This window comes from Liquorilactobacillus sp., from assembly GCF_047719775.1.
Taxonomy (GTDB): Bacteria; Bacillota; Bacilli; order Lactobacillales; family Lactobacillaceae; genus Liquorilactobacillus.
In genome coordinates this window covers 168900-182391 of sequence record NZ_JBDNTS010000001.1, presented here as the reverse complement: position 1 = coordinate 182391, position 13492 = coordinate 168900, and the positions used below count along the sequence as shown (strand labels likewise).

The window sequence follows — 13492 nt, the reverse complement described above, 5'->3', positions numbered from 1 at the left end:
TGTATGTTCCCCCTATCTTTCTTGTTCGATTGGTGTTTTTCCAGCCATCATTAATCCAAGTTCTTCGCTAGATGTATGTCTGGGGTCAATCTCACCCACAATTTGGCCTTCATGCATTACTACAATCCGATCCGAAAGCTTCAAGATTTCATCGAGTTCAAAGCTGATTAGAAGCACTCCGCGACCAGCATTTCTTTGCTCAATTATTTTCTCATGTATATATTCAATAGCACCTATATCAACACCACGAGTTGGATTAGCTGCAATTAAAAGATCTGGGCTAGCAGAAATTTCTCTTGCAACAATTACCTTTTGTTGATTACCTCCGGAAAGATCACCCGCAAGTTCTTTCTCACTTTGTGAACGAATATCAAAAGACTTAATGAGTTGCCTGCCCATCTCATTAATTTTCTTATAATTCAACAGTCCATGTTGACTGGCAGGCTTTTTATGATAGCTTTTCAAAACCAGATTCTCCGCAATTGTAAAAGGAAGTATTAACCCAACATTTTGCCGATCTTCTGGAATACAACCTATGCCAGCTTCTGAAATTTTACGAGCATTAAGATTTTGCAAAGCCTTGCCTTTTAACTCTACGGATCCTTTTTTTATTTTACGCAGGCCCGTAATTGCTTCAATTAATTCACTCTGACCATTTCCATCAACCCCGGCCACACCGACAATTTCTCCACTATGGACAATCAAATTCAAATCCTTAACTTTGAGTAATCCATGGGCTTCAACACTCAAGTTACTAACTGCTAAAACCGTCTTCGACTTATCAGTTTCTTCCTTTTCCACTGCAAAGTTAATTTTACGGCCAACCATCATTTCAGCAAGCGTTTCTTCTTTTGTCTCTGCAACTTGAACAGTTTCAACAACTTTCCCCATTCTAATTACTACGCAACGATCAGCAACTTCCTTAATTTCTTTAAGTTTGTGCGTGATAAATATAACTGAGTTACCTTCTGCTGCAAGTGCACGTAAAATTTTAATCAACTGCTCGATTTCTTGAGGCGTCAATGCCGCTGTCGGCTCATCAAAAATAAAAATATTTGCTTTGCGGTACAATGCCTTCATAATTTCGACTCTTTGCTGCATTCCAACTGTAATATCTCGAACTTTTGCATTCACATCAATATCCAAATGATATTTCTCTGCCAATTTTTCTATATCGTTAGCCGCTTTTCGATAATCTATCCTTGTTGCTTTCGTAGGTTCATCACCGAGGATAATATTTTCAAGTACAGAAAATGCTGGGATTAGCATAAAATGCTGATGAACCATCCCTATCCCCAATTTTTTAGCATTTCTGGGATTGTCCATCTTGACACTTTTGCCATTAATTAATATTTCACCATCAGTTGGTTCCAATAAACCTGAAAGCATCCCCATCAAAGTCGACTTACCCGCACCATTTTCACCTAAAAGTGCTAATATTTCACCTTTTTTTAATTGTAATGAGATATCATTATTTGCTTTGTAACTACCAAATTGTTTCGTGATGTGTCTCATCTCAACGACATAATCTTCCATGTGATCCTCCTTAAAGTTCATCGTTCACCCTCTGCACTAAAATGGTGAAGAATTGGTAATCCCCCCAATACTTCACCATTTTATACAAACAATTGTTAATTAATAGTACCAAAATGCATTTATCAATTGCAACCATTCTTTAATCTATTATTTAGCGCTAACCTCAATTGTCCCATTTTCAATCTTCTCTTGATATGATTGAACTGCCTTCCATGCACTTGCAGACATGTTATCATTTACAAGTCCAACACCATTGCTCTTAAGATCATAAGTCACAGTTTTCCCACCAGGGAATTTGTTCTTCATTGCATCATTCGAAAGGTCCTTGACGGCTGTTCCAACCTTTTTAATGGCAGAAGCTAAAGTAACGTTACCACCTTTGTATTTACCATCGGCTTTTTGATCTTGATCAACACCGATAACCCATACTTTTTTACCATTTTTTGCTACATTCTTCGCAGCAGTGAAGACACCAGCACCAGTCCCACCAGCTGCTTGGTAAACAACATCTTCATTATTGTTATACATTGCCGTTGCTAACGATTGACCGACATCAGCTTTTGTAAATGAACCAGCATACTTAACGTCAACTTTAATATTAGGATTTACAGCTTTGACACCTTGCTCAAATCCCTTTTGGAATGTTGTAATAACATCACTTTGAATTCCACCAATAAAACCAACTTTATTCGTCTTTGTTGTTTTAGCTGCAGCAACTCCCGCAAGGAATGAAGATTGTTCTGTCTTGAATGTTACAGAAGCTACATTCTTACGATTGCTTACAACTGAATCAATAATTGCAAAGTTAACATCGGGATTTGCTTTTGAAGCCTTTGTAATAGCATTATCAAGCTTGTAGCCAATTCCAAAGATTGTTGCGTATTTTGCCTTAACTAATTTATTAATATTTGGCAAAAAGTCTGAATCGTCAGTAGATTGAGCATAATTGTAACCATTAATACCCTTTTGGAGATTGTGACTCTTTCCCCAGCTCTCTAAGCCTTCCCATGCCGACTGATTAAATGACTTATCATCGATCCCACCGCCATCAGTTACCAAAGCTGCTGAATGTTTTGTTCCCTTGCTAGATGATGAACTATTTCCACAACCCACAAGAATTGCCCCTGCCATCATTGTCGCTGCTAATACTGCTAAGACTCTTTTTTTCACTAAAATACAGCCCCCAAAAATATAATTTTCTTAATAATCTAAAGTATACACAATTGGTTATGTAGAATCAATATGTTTTTTACAATTTTTTTGTAATCGTTCGCTTTTTACAAAGCATTTTCTAACAGAAGATGTCAGCTTATGAATAATTATCTATTTTGACGAACGGTACCATTTTCTGTATAATTCATTTTGCATTGAATTAAAATATTTTATGGAGGTCTAAATAACATATGTCAGAAAAGGTATATTTTAATCATGATGGTGGCGTCGATGACCTAATTTCTTTATTCTTGCTTTTGCAAATGGACAACATTGATTTAATTGGTGTCGGAGCTGTTGATGCAGATAGCTATGTAGGACCATCTGTTCAGGCAAGTCGTAAAATCATAGACCGTTTTGGACATGGTGCTAACCTAGCCGTGGCAACTTCAAACTCTCGCGGTGTTCATCCTTTCCCAAAAGAATGGCGTATTTCAACATATTCCGAGAATGCATTGCCTATTCTCAATGAAAGTGGCAAGATAATAACTCCTGAAGCCGATGAAGCGGCTCATTTAGACTTACTTCACAAACTACAAGATACCCCAGATAAAGTCACTTTGGTCTTTACTGGTCCATTAACAGACCTAGCTCGTGCGTTAGAACTTGATTCAAGTATTACCGAAAAAATTAAGCGCCTTGTTTGGATGGGCGGTACATTCTTAGAAAAAGGAAACGTTGAAGAACCTGACTCTGACAACACACAAGAATGGAATGCTTTTTGGGACCCTGCGGCTGTTAAGACTGTTTTTGACTCAGATATCCAAATTGATTTAGTTAGTCTTGAAAGTACAAATAATGTCCCATTAACCCAAGCTGTTCGTTTACACTGGGCAGCGCAACGTCGCTATCCTGGCCTTGACTTTATTGGCAACAGCTATGCCTTTGTTCCTGAACTAGGCCTCTTTGAAACTTATTCTACCTATTATTTGTGGGATGTTTTAACGACTTGTTACTTCTACGATTCAAGTCTTGTTAAAACCAAAGAAGTTCACTGTGATGTCAGCACCAAGACTCCTAGTGATGGACGGACTTTCTTAACAGAAAATGGGCGCAAAGCAAACCTTGTATATGATGTAGATAATGAAAAGTTCTTCGCATTGATTGATAAGTTAGCAAAAAAAGTTGACTGAAACCATTTAATTATCTATGTTTGTCCTTTTTAATATTATTCATTTTGGGGTATAATGAGCTGATATAATTTCAAATCGGGATTTCTATAAAACTTATTCTTACCTAAAGGTGAACTAAATGACAAAATCAGCTGAACATAACTTACCAAGTACCATTGAACTAGAACGTAGCGTACAGCTATTCAAAGCATTCGGCGATCAAACACGCTATAAAATTCTTTCATTGCTATCCAACAATAATTTGACAGTTAATGAAATTGCTGATGAAATTGGAATAACACAGTCAGCCATCTCCCATCAACTAAAGCTTTTGCGTCAAACTGGACTAGTGAAAGGGATTCGTGATGGTCAAAAAATCAACTATGAACTATCCGATCAGCATATTATTACGATCTTTGAACAGGTTCGCGAACATGTCCGTGAAGGAAATTTATAGGTTACTATAAAAACTTCTGTACCTTCTTCTATTTTCTAAAAGGATAATAATTTTACTTTCTCTATACATGTCATTTTAAGCACAAAAAAAGAGATATTAAACATTAGATTAGTATTTAATATCCTAATTAACAGATAACATTCTTCAAGCTGGGACTGGGTCAAAAGTTAAATTTTGGTCTGGTCCCTCAATTTAGTACGAATAAACGTGCTTAACTTATTATAGGATATTTGCAGTACCCTTTGAAAAATACTAGAATATATCTGTATCGAAGAAAGGCGGAACTATTATGATTATTATTAATGTTCTTTTAAAAGTTATCCCTGCAAAACGCGAAGAATATCTTACATATGTAGAAAATCTAGTTAATAAATCTCTTCAGGATGAGGGAAATGTTTTTTATTCCCATTTTGAGGATATATATCAAAAAAACCAGTTCATGATTGTTGAAAATTGGGCTAATCAAGCTGCAGTTGAGGCTCATAATAAAACAGATCATCTGCAAGATTTTCTCAAAAATATTGGAACATATTTAGTTGAAGATTGTAAAATTAATGTTGCTGTAACTGATACAGAGGGTTAAAACTTAGAAAGTATTTAAGCCCAAGAAGAGATAAAGGCTTATTTGCAAATTATATGCTGAGTTATTAAGGTAGTACAAAGTTAGTACTCAAATTTTGGCTTATGGACATGTTTATAAGAAATAAATAGAGAGATGGAGTCAAATTCCACTCCCAAAGGTAACATCTTTACAGACAATACTAATTTCATAACGAATAATTACCTATACCTGTTAAGTCTCCTATTTAACTATCTTTGCTATTCTTCATCAAATAAAATTGTTACTTCTTTGTTTGTTGAAACCTTTACTTTTGCACCGTAAAACATGCGACCTAACTCCACTTCGTTGTCTTTCAAAATAATTACGATAACGTCGGTAATATCAGTTGGACTGGTAACACCTACAATACCAGTATCGCTAACAAGAACATTACTATCCTCATTAGTGATAATTGCCCAACCATTAACTTTAACTTCTTTTGTTTTAACTGCCATAATTACTCCCCCCATCTAGTTTCCTTATTACTTTACCTACGTAATTCGAAAATTATATTAGAGAATGCCCCCCTTTAAAATATCTTTTTTTGCGTGTATGAATATCCTCACTACTCTTAAACTTAATAAATTTATATCAGTAAAGCCAGACTTGTCTACTATGTTAGTGTTTTTCAATTATCCGAGCGCCGTTACACACATTCCCATGTAACTATTGGGACTAAACGGGCGCTGGTATCTGAAATCGCAGTTTGTGCCAAATGAAGATACAGATCTTTCTTTAGATATAGTATTTAATTAATATTGTTGTTAATTAAATCAACAATATCTTCAGGCTTATCAACTCCTAAAACTAAACGAGTATACTTTTCATTTTTTAACTGAATTACTACTGGTTTATTCTCTCTTTTAATATTAAAAAAGCTTTCTTCACCATCTTTTTTAAAACTACCAGCCCAATAACCTGGAAGAGATGTGCCTGGTGCCCTTAGTCCCTTGCTATCATTTAGAATTCCCGTATCAATAGAAGCCCCAAGCACATGTTGCATTGGAATTTCTATTTTATTTTTTAATGCCGCTATTTTGTTAATACCTTGTGGAGCCACTAATAACTTATGATTTTGTATTTTTACTATATTTAACATTTTAGCTACCTCACTTTATTAATCCACTATGTTTTAATAATTCTAAGCCTATTTTTTCTGCTATCTTTTCGTTTTGATGTTCTGTATACCAAGTTTGGACAAGATCGTATACTTTTGTATTTCTAGATGTCACCTCTAGCATTGCCACTATAAGAAGCCCCCATTTTAATTGATTGTTACTCCCTTCTAAGCTTAATTTGAGAGCAGAAATAAACATACCCTGCTTACTTCCAAATGTTGCATACAAACTACCTCGAAGAAGTCCTGTACGTTCAACAATGTCATCTAGTGACGTGCCATTATACCCTTTTTCTATAAACAATTGCCCAATTTGAGAAAGAACATCGCTTGTGTCAAAACTTTTTTTTCTTCCCATAAAACGAATTATATATTTATTTGACTGATTAGTCAAATAAATATATAACAAATTGATTCTGCGGAGGATAGCTTACAAATAGACCTTGAAATTAAGCAACTCATATCTGTACTAGATTAAAGTGTAAAGAGACCTTAGTTAGGTTTGATTTGGCATGTTATGACAAAGTTAGGCGGAGTATTTTGACTTATGAAACACGTTTATTCATGATAAATAGAGGGCTGAATCAAAATTTAACTTTTGACTCAGCCCTCTAAGTAATTAATCTGATTCATAGAATAATTCATCAACCTTTGTATCAAATACCTTGGCTAATTTGAAAGCTAGTTCTAAGGAAGGTGAATATTTTTGCTTCTCAATAGCATTTATTGTCTGTCTAGAAACATTACAGGCTTCTGCTAACTTTTGTTGAGACCATCTTTTTAGTACTCGTTGCTCGTATATATTGTTCTTCAAAATTATGAATACTTCCTTTTATTGATGGAATAGCTAATCATATAAAGGATTAGACTTAACCCAATATAAAAGATTGGATCCCATCTAGAATAATTAGACAACTCAGGATCAAAAAGATTACCAAAAGCAGAAAACGCAAGTGTCATCATTAATCCAATCCATGAAAATGTAATTGCTTTAGTTCTAATTAAAAACTCCAATTCTTCAACCTTTTTCTGGCTGATTGGTTTTTTACCTACAAAGAAGGAAAGTATTCCTATTACTAAAATTCCTATTGTTGTTTCTATTAACCAGCCACTTAAAATACTAATCATTAGATAAATATCCCCTTTTTTAAAATGTTAAAAACAATAGTCATATTGTAAAACATATTTTACAGTAATGAGTGCACTATTGCAAATGTTAATTCAATATTACATTTCAGTACTTACAAATTAAACAGCTCAAATATGTTATTGGCACAAGAATGGCTCTTTCCTTCGATTCAATACCCAGGGCGCCATATCACTGAAAATCAGTTCTACAAAACCATGAGTAAGGTTGGTGATCTATTAGGAATTAATTATCTAGGTACTCATACCATGCGTAAAACAGGTGCTTATCGCGTTTATACGCAATCCAATTACAATATTGGCCTAGTCATGCACTTGTTGAATCATTCCAGCGAAGCTATGACGCGCTTAGATCAAGCTAACCAAGAAACCATGCTGGATCAAATCGATTTTGGTTAGCAATTTTTTATTTGGTCGCAGTTATTACAAAAGTTGGAACCATCGGGGTACCCCACCAACCGTTGTACCCAGCATTCACAATATTAACGTTTTGATATTCCAAGTCTTTAAGAATACGCACATATTTACTAGTTTCGTATCCTATATCCATAATTACCAACTGGCCTTTTTGTTTTTGAACTCTTGCTATGTTTACAAGCGCTTCTTTTCGTTTCTCAAATGGCTTAATATTATGCAGTACCAAACTAGATATAATCAGATCAAATTCATTATCGTTGAATGGCATGTCTAAGATATTAGCTGTTTTTAGCTTCGCTTTGTTAGACAAATTACTACTGTCTATTATTTTTTGAGTAGCTTCAATTGAATTGCTTCCCTGATCCTTGTTACTCCAGATATCAATTCCTATTATTTCACTTATGCTTGCTGCTTGTTTGTTAAATTGCAACATAAAGGCACCGTGACCACACCCAGCATCTAATATCTTACTGTCGTTTTTTAAATGAATACTGTTAACAATAGATTGCATTATTCTATACTTGCCAATTATGGAGGTGTGCATATATTTAAGCCCGCACAAAATTAATACTAAGACCATAATGGCTGAAACAGTGTTAAAACCACTTATTAACATAACAATTCCAATAATTAAAGCTGGGCCAAAGAAAAAAGCCAATCCTATTGGTGCATCTATCTCTCTAATACTTTTCATTAAAAACTCCTATATTAATGTATTTATCCTTTAAAGCATACCATATTGAATCAAATTGATTTTGGATAAAGTGAATTATTTTTTAGTTGTTGCCGAAGGTAACTTCTGAGACGCATTTTAAGCACAAAGCTCCCACCAGATTATGGTGGGGTGTAAGTGCGCATTGACCTCATTTCACTTGGTCTTCTGATTTCCCATTGATTAGTTTTAGTGTACTATTATCTTTTTAATTTAACTAGGAGGTTATCTTATGGTGTAAACATCAATTCAAAAACAAGAAACTAAGTTAAAAACCCTCAATCAAAAAATTAAAGACAAAAAAATAAGATTGAACAAAGACTTGGTAAGCAAGTTATCAGTCAAGCTAATTTAAATTATGCTAATTTGTCTAATGATAGTATCAAGTCCTTATCCAAAAAATTAGCCTTGTAAACTTCACGTTAATCTTACGTATAGTATTAACCAGCTATTAATTCATTCAACGATTGCAACGACGAAAAGCCAAAGAAATTCGGTTCCCTTTGGCTTGTTTTATGTAATTGGTGCATTATCTCAATTCCGCTTAATGTTTTCGCTGCTGTTAGTAGTGTTTGAAAGCTTGCAGACTTCACTAATACACGCTTGATTAGTCGATGATCTTGTTCAATTAAATTATTTCGGTATTTAGAACATTGGTGTTTTTCTTTCGTTAATAATCCATCTTTAATCACTTGCTTAATTGCTTTTAAGGTGGCTCCATATTGATCAGTAACTAGACAATTAGGGCGACCATAGGTCCTCAGTAATCTCTTCAAAAAATGATAAGCTGACTGATAATCACGATGTTTTCGTAGTTCAAAATCTAGGGTTAATCCATGACTGTCAATAGCACGATAGAAGTAACACCATTGACCTTTGATTTTGATGTAGGTCTCATCCACCCGCCAACTTTGATTATGCGAGCAGCGTTGTTTATACCATAATATTTTGAATAGTGGGCCATAATAGTGAACCCAGCGCATAACAGTCGTATGATGAACCGCAATTCCACGATCGCGTAGGATTTCAACGATGTCACGATAGCTCAATGCAAATCTGAAATAGTAGCCAACGGCTACCAAAATAATATCTTTCTGGAAATGCCGCCCTTTAAAATAATTTTTCATCATAGCTACCCTACTTTTTAGGCTAATTATACCCGAAATAAGTTAAACTGAAAATTTTTGCACCAGAACCTTCAAGATTATCCAATTGTAATGTTTATTTATTAGTCGAAGTGTCGCCATTTTTTATCTAAAAATGCATATTGAACATCTATGATGATTAAAGCTTGTTTTCCACTCATGATGTTCTTCCTCAAAACAATCTTGTTGAATGATATCTTAAATCAGCAACACGATCTATTAACAGACGGCGTTGATAAAATACCATCTCAAATGCTCGCGTATCAAATTGGTTGACAATATTTCATCGTTATATCGTGGAAAACGATGAAAAACAAGGCAAAACTGTTATAACTGCAATGCGCAAGTTTAAGTCGAACAACTTGGGGGGATTATACCTAAAATTAAATCAAATCGAGAATTTTTGCACCAGATTCGTTGGTTTTTCTATATATCAGCAAATGACTAAATGTTGGAAAAAACAGATGCCTTATAATTATTAGAATAGGTTATTCCTTATTGTGTTATTTATTTTTTAAAATCTTGTAAGTAGAAAAGGCAATAACCGGCATGGCTAATATTGTGATTCCTATTGTTGCGTTAACTTGTTCAGGATAGTCAACAAATGTTATGAGCCAAAAAGCAGCAGGAAATAACAATGATGCAATCAAGATAGATATATATGTTTCATTTTTCATTGTCTAGTCACCTCCCTAGTAGATATTATTCATTAACGATAATTATAAACAATATTTTGCCAAGGGCTATTATTACCATCATTATACCAATTTATACCACTCCATTCTAAACCTTTTCCTTTATTCTTAGCTGTAACTAAATGGTTATAAAAATTGACACGGGTCGGTTTAGTCAAATAAATAGCTATCCCCCAAAGTGCAAACGCAGTGCGTCCTAGGCCCCCCAACTGTTTTATTGGAGCAGTAATCAAGGCACTCCAAGTCCCAAATCCGTCAAGATAATAGTTTCTCTTATCAATATGTGGAATTAAGGCTTTAACTTGTTCCTTTGAATAGTAAAAAGTTGCCTTAATTCCTCCATAATAGCCTCTTGCTTTTATAGTAGATGGCTTTGTGTTTACTGTGGCTGCACTAACATGTGTTACAAAGGGTGTAACTGATTTTGGCTGAACGGCCATCAAGAAATTCATTAATAACGGAATCACCGTAATAGTGATCAGGGTACGAGAAAATATTTTATTTATTTTCATAGGATTCTCCTTTATTATAGTAATAACTGTAGTAAAAATGATTGAGAAATTAAATCAAATACAATTATTCTTGTAATAATTGTATTTTGCTCAACAGACATTTCTTTTGTAACAATCCACTGAACGATTACAAGAAATGCTGCAAGAAATAATAAAAAGCATGAAATTTTTTTGATAAGTGATATACTTTTCTAACTTCTTTTATTTTATTATTATTTACTTTAGCTAAAGTATCGATCGCGTATTTCTATAGTACAATGATAAGAATGAGTCTATAAGAAACTAATGGTTTACATTGAGGTAACAACGTGTTTACCTCGAAAAGGATTGTGTATGTTAAAACCTGAACTACTAAAAAATCAAGATTGCGTGTGAATTTATCTCAAAATGATATTGCTGTAAAATTAGGTGTTACAAGAAAATATGTTTCAAAGTGGGAGAATGGGAGAGGGTATCTCGAAACCGATAATCTTGTGGAGCTTAGTAAACGGTATAAAATACCATTGGATTCATTATTTAATTCAGAAGAAAAATTAAAGTTACAAAAATCTCCGGAAAAAAGTGAATACGAAGGCGTTATTTTATTTGTGTCGACTGGAGTTGCTGCTCTAATACCATTCCTAGAAATATTTTTACCCATGTATGTTTTGTATAGAAATAAGAAAGAGAATAGATATTATCGAAAGGAAGTTTTTATCGCTAAAGCTTTTTTAACCCCCACAAGTAAAACTTGTGTTTTATTTAACGTAGTAAAATTATTAATTATAGCCCTTACAATATACATTTAGGGCCTATAATTAAAAATAAGCCATACAAAAATCACATCGTTAATAACCGATGTGATTTTTCATTGGTTTTGATTTGAAAAAATATTCCTGACGTAATCCTTATTTAACATGGGTTACGTCAGTTGACCGACTATGAAAAATTAACTACGTAAACCTATTGGTTCTCATGTAAAAAGAACGTTCCTTATGTTCCTTACTTCATCTATCTACCCTATAAGAAGGGGGGAGATAGATGAAAAAAATTTGTATTTATATAGCTATTGTTCTAATATCCTTTGTTTTCTGTATTGAATCAAACAAAACTACAGGAAAGGCTGATACATTTCACGTCAGTCACACAACAAGTTTTGTATGGAAAGCTAGTTGCAACGTAAGTACTTCTGATGCTGTGATTAAAAAAGTCACTAATATTGATGTCCACGCCTTAACTGGCCATTTAATCAAGGTATATCTTACTAAAGACTCCAATTATCAATATACTCTGCATATAACACAAAAAATAGGAATACTAACTAGTATGTATGGTCTCCGGCTGAAATATTCTAGCCATAAGATAATAGTAACCGTTATTTAACTTTTACCACCGTAGTTTGCGAAGGTATCAACCAGTTTTCTACGGTGAAAGCATATATATTATATGAACTGACCAAAATAACTAAAACTGACGCAATGATAATAGTTTTATAAAAACTGTTGTATTTGTTATTACGCCATAATATATAAAAAGGCACAATTATTCCTAAAAATGGAATTAATGCTGAAATAACAGCGGCAATAAATAGTAATATACCTTCATCTTTATTTTGGTATAGTCTGGTGTTTACTAATTTTAAAGTTTTTCTTTTTTCATTAATTTTGGTATTATTTTCCTCGATTTTATCTTTTAGCTGCTCATTTTCTTTTAGTAATTCATCAATTGATATTTTATAAAGATCACTCAATGCAATCAAGTTATCCAAATCAGGATAACCTCTATCATTTTCCCATTTTGAAATAGATTGTCTTGAAATATGCAAAATAGTAGCAATTTCATTTTGGGAGAATCCATTTGATTGACGTGCATTTTTTAGTTTAGTAGCCATATAGCTCATACTTTTGTCTCCATTCTTTTTCTATAAAAAATTAATAACTATTAGGTAAACTCATAATTTACATTAATGTATGTAAATTATTGCGTTCTTTAAAAAAGAGAATGACTTGTTAAAATTTAAATGTAACTTGCATGCAGATTACAAACTTGGAAAATAATTAAGAGGCAAATATATCAGATAAACAAGTTCTAACAAAAGGCTCATTCTATGTATAACTATTCTATCATTTTTTGGAATAGACGAAGTGGTAATTAGCAAAAAAATAGAACTGTAAATGAATGCTTTTAATTTCTGATAAAGTAAATATTTGGGGAAACATGTATGAAAAAACATTCAAGGAATCTGTAATTATGTTTATGCCAATTACAGTAATACGGTTGCATCATCAGTATCTGTACACGCAGATGTTGATGTACCTAAAAGGTTTGTCAGCAAATTTAACAAAACAAAGCATTGTAAGTACCTTTTCATCACATATCAATACTTTGAATAATGATCTTCACTCAGGGAAATACACTGTTCAAAGTAATGGTGAATTAGTTAATTCTTCCGATTCTAATTTTTATGTTCAGGGAGGAGTAACTAAGGACATAACTTACTGGTGGGGTAAAAAAAGATATACAAGTACATATGCGACTAATTTATGGATTGATAAATTAAATAGTGATGCTGCTCTTAACGCTGGAGCTGGTATTATTGCTGGAGCTGTACTAGGCGGAATCGGTGGTGTTCCTAACGGAACTGGTTTTGCATACGCTTGGAAATTTGCAAGCGATATAAGCTATGTTAATCATAGAAGTAACCGAGGAATTGTTGCAAATATAACTTGGGCTTTAACCTATTCAATTCGAAAACAGTAAGGTGGTTTTAATATGAAGTTTGATCTTTTTTCATTGATCGCAATTTTATATGTTGCCTTAATTTTTGCATTTCACTATGTTTTCGACTTAA

The 13492-nt window shown here is 33.5% G+C and carries 17 protein-coding genes and 1 pseudogene; 6 read left to right on the top strand and 12 right to left on the bottom strand.

Annotation, left to right across the window (positions count from 1 at the left end):
* Positions 1 to 12: 12 nt before the first annotated feature.
* Entirely contained in the window at positions 13 to 1536 is a 1524-nt protein-coding gene (locus ABF682_RS00950; RefSeq protein ID WP_415618742.1) for an ABC transporter ATP-binding protein, read from the bottom strand.
* Positions 1537 to 1683: 147 nt separating this feature from the next.
* Positions 1684 to 2670, bottom strand: coding sequence for a BMP family lipoprotein (locus tag ABF682_RS00945; protein ID WP_415618741.1), 987 nt, complete (start codon positions 2668 to 2670; stop codon positions 1684 to 1686).
* Positions 2671 to 2939: 269 nt separating this feature from the next.
* On the opposite strand from ABF682_RS00945, the gene ABF682_RS00940 reads away from it, so the two are divergent.
* The 3 genes from ABF682_RS00940 (at position 2940) to ABF682_RS00930 (ending at position 4900) form a co-directional block, all read left to right on the top strand.
* The gene (locus ABF682_RS00940) at positions 2940 to 3881 is read left to right on the top strand and encodes a nucleoside hydrolase (protein WP_415618716.1); all 942 of its coding nucleotides are present in this window, start codon (positions 2940 to 2942) and stop codon (positions 3879 to 3881) included.
* Positions 3882 to 3999: 118 nt separating this feature from the next.
* Positions 4000 to 4317, top strand: a complete 318-nt coding sequence (locus ABF682_RS00935; protein WP_415618715.1) for an ArsR/SmtB family transcription factor — start codon at positions 4000 to 4002, stop codon at positions 4315 to 4317.
* 289 nt (positions 4318 to 4606) lie between these two features.
* Entirely contained in the window at positions 4607 to 4900 is a 294-nt protein-coding gene (locus ABF682_RS00930) for a putative quinol monooxygenase (protein WP_415618714.1), read from the top strand.
* A 236-nt stretch (positions 4901 to 5136) separates the two neighbouring features.
* On the opposite strand, the gene ABF682_RS00925 is transcribed toward ABF682_RS00930, so the two are convergent.
* The 5 genes from ABF682_RS00925 to ABF682_RS00905 all read right to left on the bottom strand — a co-directional run bounded on the left by ABF682_RS00925 (position 5137) and on the right by ABF682_RS00905 (position 7163).
* The gene (locus ABF682_RS00925; RefSeq protein ID WP_289978761.1) at positions 5137 to 5373 is read right to left on the bottom strand and encodes a hypothetical protein; all 237 of its coding nucleotides are present in this window, start codon (positions 5371 to 5373) and stop codon (positions 5137 to 5139) included.
* Positions 5374 to 5666: 293 nt separating this feature from the next.
* Positions 5667 to 6017: a PH domain-containing protein gene (locus ABF682_RS00920; RefSeq protein WP_415618713.1), complete on the bottom strand. Its 351-nt coding sequence runs from the start codon at positions 6015 to 6017 to the stop codon at positions 5667 to 5669.
* A gap of 10 nt (positions 6018 to 6027) precedes the next feature.
* Entirely contained in the window at positions 6028 to 6444 is a 417-nt protein-coding gene (locus ABF682_RS00915) for a TetR/AcrR family transcriptional regulator (RefSeq protein WP_415618712.1), read from the bottom strand.
* A gap of 210 nt (positions 6445 to 6654) precedes the next feature.
* Complete coding sequence (locus tag ABF682_RS00910) at positions 6655 to 6849, bottom strand: helix-turn-helix transcriptional regulator (protein WP_289978765.1); 195 nt, start codon at positions 6847 to 6849, stop codon at positions 6655 to 6657.
* Between the two features lie 2 nt (positions 6850 to 6851).
* Positions 6852 to 7163 (bottom strand): hypothetical protein, encoded by a 312-nt coding sequence (locus ABF682_RS00905; protein ID WP_415618711.1) that lies wholly within the window; start codon positions 7161 to 7163, stop codon positions 6852 to 6854.
* Between the two features lie 141 nt (positions 7164 to 7304).
* On the opposite strand from ABF682_RS00905, the pseudogene ABF682_RS00900 reads away from it, so the two are divergent.
* A pseudogene (locus tag ABF682_RS00900) lies at positions 7305 to 7580 on the top strand (tyrosine-type recombinase/integrase); the annotation flags it as partial.
* A gap of 7 nt (positions 7581 to 7587) precedes the next feature.
* Here ABF682_RS00900 and ABF682_RS00895 read toward each other — a convergent pair.
* The 4 genes from ABF682_RS00895 to ABF682_RS00880 form a co-directional block, all read right to left on the bottom strand.
* On the bottom strand, positions 7588 to 8292 hold the full coding sequence (locus ABF682_RS00895; protein WP_415618710.1) for a class I SAM-dependent methyltransferase: 705 nt from the start codon (positions 8290 to 8292) through the stop codon (positions 7588 to 7590).
* 458 nt (positions 8293 to 8750) lie between these two features.
* The gene (locus ABF682_RS00890; RefSeq protein ID WP_415618709.1) at positions 8751 to 9437 is read right to left on the bottom strand and encodes an IS6 family transposase; all 687 of its coding nucleotides are present in this window, start codon (positions 9435 to 9437) and stop codon (positions 8751 to 8753) included.
* 521 nt (positions 9438 to 9958) lie between these two features.
* The gene (locus tag ABF682_RS00885; RefSeq protein WP_415618708.1) at positions 9959 to 10132 is read right to left on the bottom strand and encodes a hypothetical protein; all 174 of its coding nucleotides are present in this window, start codon (positions 10130 to 10132) and stop codon (positions 9959 to 9961) included.
* A gap of 32 nt (positions 10133 to 10164) precedes the next feature.
* Positions 10165 to 10662 (bottom strand): hypothetical protein, encoded by a 498-nt coding sequence (locus ABF682_RS00880; RefSeq protein ID WP_415618707.1) that lies wholly within the window; start codon positions 10660 to 10662, stop codon positions 10165 to 10167.
* Between the two features lie 365 nt (positions 10663 to 11027).
* On the opposite strand from ABF682_RS00880, the gene ABF682_RS00875 reads away from it, so the two are divergent.
* Complete coding sequence (locus ABF682_RS00875; protein WP_415618706.1) at positions 11028 to 11450, top strand: helix-turn-helix domain-containing protein; 423 nt, start codon at positions 11028 to 11030, stop codon at positions 11448 to 11450.
* Between the two features lie 566 nt (positions 11451 to 12016).
* On the opposite strand, the gene ABF682_RS00870 is transcribed toward ABF682_RS00875, so the two are convergent.
* Positions 12017 to 12541: a helix-turn-helix domain-containing protein gene (locus tag ABF682_RS00870; protein ID WP_415618705.1), complete on the bottom strand. Its 525-nt coding sequence runs from the start codon at positions 12539 to 12541 to the stop codon at positions 12017 to 12019.
* 317 nt (positions 12542 to 12858) lie between these two features.
* On the opposite strand from ABF682_RS00870, the gene ABF682_RS00865 reads away from it, so the two are divergent.
* Complete coding sequence (locus ABF682_RS00865) at positions 12859 to 13401, top strand: hypothetical protein (RefSeq protein WP_415618704.1); 543 nt, start codon at positions 12859 to 12861, stop codon at positions 13399 to 13401.
* The last annotated feature ends 91 nt before the right edge of the window (positions 13402 to 13492 follow it).

What these genes read in the sequence shown, in the direction of transcription:
- ABF682_RS00950 (WP_415618742.1), bottom strand. Translation starts at nt 1,536, where the DNA reads ATGGAAGATTATGTCGTTGAGATGAGACACATCACGAAACAATTTGGT.
- ABF682_RS00945 (WP_415618741.1), bottom strand. Translation starts at nt 2,670, where the DNA reads ATGATGGCAGGGGCAATTCTTGTGGGTTGTGGAAATAGTTCATCATCT.
- ABF682_RS00940 (WP_415618716.1), top strand. Translation starts at nt 2,940, where the DNA reads ATGTCAGAAAAGGTATATTTTAATCATGATGGTGGCGTCGATGACCTA.
- ABF682_RS00935 (WP_415618715.1), top strand. Translation starts at nt 4,000, where the DNA reads ATGACAAAATCAGCTGAACATAACTTACCAAGTACCATTGAACTAGAA.
- ABF682_RS00930 (WP_415618714.1), top strand. Translation starts at nt 4,607, where the DNA reads ATGATTATTATTAATGTTCTTTTAAAAGTTATCCCTGCAAAACGCGAA.
- ABF682_RS00925 (WP_289978761.1), bottom strand. Translation starts at nt 5,373, where the DNA reads ATGGCAGTTAAAACAAAAGAAGTTAAAGTTAATGGTTGGGCAATTATC.
- ABF682_RS00920 (WP_415618713.1), bottom strand. Translation starts at nt 6,017, where the DNA reads ATGTTAAATATAGTAAAAATACAAAATCATAAGTTATTAGTGGCTCCA.
- ABF682_RS00905 (WP_415618711.1), bottom strand. Translation starts at nt 7,163, where the DNA reads ATGATTAGTATTTTAAGTGGCTGGTTAATAGAAACAACAATAGGAATT.
- ABF682_RS00895 (WP_415618710.1), bottom strand. Translation starts at nt 8,292, where the DNA reads ATGAAAAGTATTAGAGAGATAGATGCACCAATAGGATTGGCTTTTTTC.
- ABF682_RS00890 (WP_415618709.1), bottom strand. Translation starts at nt 9,437, where the DNA reads ATGAAAAATTATTTTAAAGGGCGGCATTTCCAGAAAGATATTATTTTG.
- ABF682_RS00885 (WP_415618708.1), bottom strand. Translation starts at nt 10,132, where the DNA reads ATGAAAAATGAAACATATATATCTATCTTGATTGCATCATTGTTATTT.
- ABF682_RS00880 (WP_415618707.1), bottom strand. Translation starts at nt 10,662, where the DNA reads ATGAAAATAAATAAAATATTTTCTCGTACCCTGATCACTATTACGGTG.
- ABF682_RS00870 (WP_415618705.1), bottom strand. Translation starts at nt 12,541, where the DNA reads ATGAGCTATATGGCTACTAAACTAAAAAATGCACGTCAATCAAATGGA.
- ABF682_RS00865 (WP_415618704.1), top strand. Translation starts at nt 12,859, where the DNA reads ATGTATGAAAAAACATTCAAGGAATCTGTAATTATGTTTATGCCAATT.